3 pseudogenes are annotated in these 4,050 nt (G+C 69.0%); 2 read left to right on the forward strand and 1 reads right to left on the reverse strand.

Features of this window, described 5'->3' with window-relative positions:
- Positions 1-383: pseudogene (locus tag BN903_RS08360) on the reverse strand (carboxypeptidase regulatory-like domain-containing protein); the annotation flags it as partial.
- Positions 384-578: 195 nt separating this feature from the next.
- Here BN903_RS08360 and ileS point away from each other — a divergent pair.
- Both ileS and BN903_RS08370 read left to right on the forward strand, forming a co-directional pair.
- Positions 579-3,730: pseudogene (gene ileS / locus BN903_RS08365) on the forward strand (isoleucine--tRNA ligase).
- Between the two features lie 111 nt (positions 3,731-3,841).
- Positions 3,842-4,050: pseudogene (locus BN903_RS08370) on the forward strand (GNAT family N-acetyltransferase); the annotation flags it as partial.

Below are 4,050 nucleotides of genomic sequence, written 5' to 3' on the forward strand. Positions count from 1 at the left end.
GGCCGGTCCCGGTCGTCGACCACGGTCACCGTCGCCGTCCCGCTCCGACTGACGCCGAGCGCGACCGCCGTCTCGCTCGCGTTTGCGACGCGGAGGGGGCGGTTCCGGACGTACGCGTCGTCGTCGACGTCCAGTTCGACGCTCGCCCCCTCGGGGACGTCGAGCAGTACGTTCCCGTTGCTCGCCGTCGTCCCCGTCGCGGTCTCCGTCTCGCCGGACTCGGTCTCCCACGTCGCCTCGACGGTCACGCCGCCGACCGTGTCGCCGTTCTGGTCCGTCACCGAGACGGTGAGCGTCACCTGCTCCTGACCGACCGCGCCGCCGGTCGCGACGACGACGACCAGCACCGCCGCCGCGACGACGACCACACGTGAGGCGTTCATACTCGCAATCGGGGGTCGAACGATATTGGTATGGGCCAAATACCCGAGTAGGATCGACCTTCCGTCCGCGTCCGAGCGGGAATCTACTCGCGGATCGCGGTCGCGGCTTCGCGGTTCGGTGCCCGGTCGGTCCCGCCGTCTGAACTGTTCCCACGACTCCGCCGTATTCAAATACGCGCGCGCAGACCAACGCGTATGGAGCAGATCGACGACCAGTACGCGCCCGCGGACGTCGAGACCGCGGTCGACGAGTACTGGGACGACCACGACGCCTACGAGGCGGCGAAAGAGGCGCACGCCGACGACCCGCCGTTCTTTTTCGTGGACGGCCCGCCGTACACCTCCGGGCAGATGCACCTCGGAACCGCTTGGAACAAGACGCTGAAAGACGCCGTCATCCGGTACAAGCGGATGACCGGCCACCGCGTCACCGACCGCCCCGGCTACGACATGCACGGGCTCCCGATCGAGGTGAAAGTCGAGGAGGAGCTCGGCTTCGAGAACAAGCGGGACATCGAGGAGTACGGGATGGAGGCGTTCATCGAGAAGTGCAAGCAGTTCGCCGTCGAGAACCGGGCGGCGATGGACGAGGACTTCAAGTCCATCGGCGCGTGGATGGACTGGGAGGACCCCTACGAGACGATCGACCCCGAGTACATGGAGGCCGCCTGGTGGGCGTTCTCCGAGGTCGCCGACAACGGCCTCGTCGAGCAGGGGAAACGCTCGATCTCGCAGTGCCCGCGCTGCGAGACCGGCCTCGCCAACAACGAGGTCGAGTACGAGGACGTCGAGGACCCCTCGATCTACGTGAAGTTCCCGCTCGCCGACCGCGAGGGGAGCCTCGTCATCTGGACGACGACGCCGTGGACGATCCCCGCGAACACCTTCGTCGCCGTCGACGAGGAGCTGACCTACAACGCGGTCCGCGCCGAGCGGGACGGCGAGGAGGAACTGCTCTACGTCGCCGCCGAGTGCGTCGAAGACGTGCTGCAGGCGGGCCGCTACGAGAGCTACGAAGTCGAGGCCGAGCTGACCGGCGACGACCTCGTCGGCTGGGCGTACGACCACCCGCTCGCCGACCGCGTCGCCGAGTACCCGGACTTCGACGGTGCCGGGCGGGTGTACGCCGCCGACTACGTGGAGGCCGACCGCACCGGACTCGTCCACTCCGCGCCCGGCCACGGGGAGGAGGACTTCCACCGCGGCACCGAACTCGGCCTCGACGTCCACTGTCCCGTCGGGCCGAACGGCGAGTTCACCGAGGCCGCCGGGGAGTACGCCGGCCAGTTCGTCCGCGACGCCAACGACGACATCATCGACGACCTCGTCGCTGACGGCCACATGCTCGCGCACGGGACCATTGAGCACAGCTACGGCCACTGCTGGCGGTGTGACACCGGAATCATCCAGCTGGTCACCGACCAGTGGTTCATCTCGATCACGGACGTGAAAGACGACCTCCTCGACAACATGGAGGAGTCGGAGTGGCACCCGCAGTGGGCGCGGGACAACCGGTTCCGCGACTTCATCGAGGACGCCCCCGACTGGAACGTCTCCCGCCAGCGCTACTGGGGGATCCCGATCCCGATCTGGGTGCCCGAAGACGCCGAGTCCGGACAGCTCGACGAGGACATGATCGTGATCGGCACCCGGGAGGAGCTCGCCGACCGCGTCGAGGAGGACGTCGACCCCGAGTCGATCGACCTCCACCGCCCCTCTGTGGACGACCTCACCGTCGTCGAGGACGGGACGACCTACCGGCGGATCGACGACGTGTTCGACGTGTGGATCGACTCCTCGGTGGCGTCGTGGGCGACGCTCGGCTACCCGAGCGACGAGGCGGCCCACGAGGAGCTGTGGCCCGCGGACCTGATCATCGAGGCGCACGACCAGACCCGCGGCTGGTTCTGGTCGCAGCTCGGGATGGGGACCGCCGCGGTCGACCAGATCCCCTACGAGGAGGTGCTGATGCACGGGTTCGCCAACGACGAGGACGGCCGCAAGATGTCGAAGTCGGTCGGGAACATCGTCACGCCCGAGGAGGCGATCGACCGCGCCGGACGCGACCCGCTGCGAACCTACCTCCTCAGCCACGACCAGCAGGGCGTCGACCTCGCGTTCGAGTGGGACGGGCTCGGCGAGATACAGGGCAAGCTCAACATCCTCTGGAACGTGTTCCGGTTCCCCTTAGAGTACATGGACCTCGACGGCTACGACCCGGCCGAGGCCGATCTGGCGGACGGCGACCTCGAACTCGTCGACGAGTGGGTGCTCTCGCGGCTCCAGTCCGTGGAAGCCGAGGTCGCGGACGCCTGGGACGACTATCAGGTCAGCGACGCCGTCAACGCCGTGATCGAGTTCGTCACGCAGGACGTCTCCCGGTTCTACGTGAAGGCGGTCCGCGACCGCATGTGGGAGGAGGCCGACTCCGCCTCGAAGCGCGGCGCGTATGCCACGCTCGCGACCGTCCTCGACGAGGTGACGCGTCTGCTCGCGCCGATCGCGCCGTACATGACCGAGCGCATGTACCAGACCCTCGACGGCGAGGCGACGACGGTCCACGCGCTGTCGTACCCCGAGCCGGACGCCGACCTGCGCGACCCCGACCTCGAACGCGACGTGGCGGTCTTCCGCGACGTGGAGGAGGCCGCCGCGAACGCGCGCCAGCAGGCCGGGCGCAAGCTCCGGTGGCCCGTGCCGCGCGTCGTCGTCGAGACCGACGACGAGACGGTCGCGGCCGCGGTCGACAGGCTCTCCGAGCTGATCGCCGACCGCGTCAACGCGCGCGAGGTGGTCGTCACCGACGCGTTCGACGAACTGGTCGAGACCGCCGAGCCGCAGATGGCCGCCATCGGGCCTGCGTTCGGCGGCGACGCACAGAAGGTGATGGAGGCCGTTCAGGGCGCGACCCGCGCGGCCGTCGAGGGCGGCGAGGTCGCGGTCGACGGCGAGTCGATCGACCTCGACGACGAGATGGTCGAGTACGTCGCGGAGCCGCCGGAGAACGTCTCTGGTGCGGAGTTCGAGGGCGGCACCGTCTACGTCGACACCTCCCTGACCCCCGAGATCGAGTCCGAGGGCTACGCCCGCGACGTGATTCGCCGGATCCAGGAGATGCGCAAAGAGCTCGACTTGGACGTGGAGGCGCGGATCCGCGTCGGCGTCGCGGTCGACGACGACCGCGTCGCCGCGTTTGTCGACGACCACGCCGACCTGATCGCCGGGGAGTACGCGCCGACGCGTGGCTCGATGACCCGAGCGACGCCGCGGCCGCCGAGGGCGGCCTCGTCGAGGAGTGGGAGGTCGAGGGTATCACGGTCACGATCGGCGTCGAACCGGTCGCGTAACGGCCCGGAGCGTCGGTCTTCCCCCGTCACGCCGACCGTTTCAGCCCGCCGTCACCCGTCAATCGCGCCGCCGCCGAAACCTATAGGTGCGTTCTTTACTCACGATTGATTATGTATGTCCGGGCGGCCCGGCCCGACGACGCGGAGGCGCTGCGGACCGTGGTCTCGCGAGCGCGCGAGGAGACGGTGTTCGACGACATCGGCGCGCCCTTACTCGACGTGTCCGCCGCCGGCGTCCGCGAGGCCGCCGCCGAGGCCGAGTGGTCGTTCCTGATGGAAACCGACGAGGAGGGCCCGGTCGGACTGGCGATCGCCCACCC

It is taken from the genome of Halorubrum sp. AJ67, assembly GCF_000513435.1.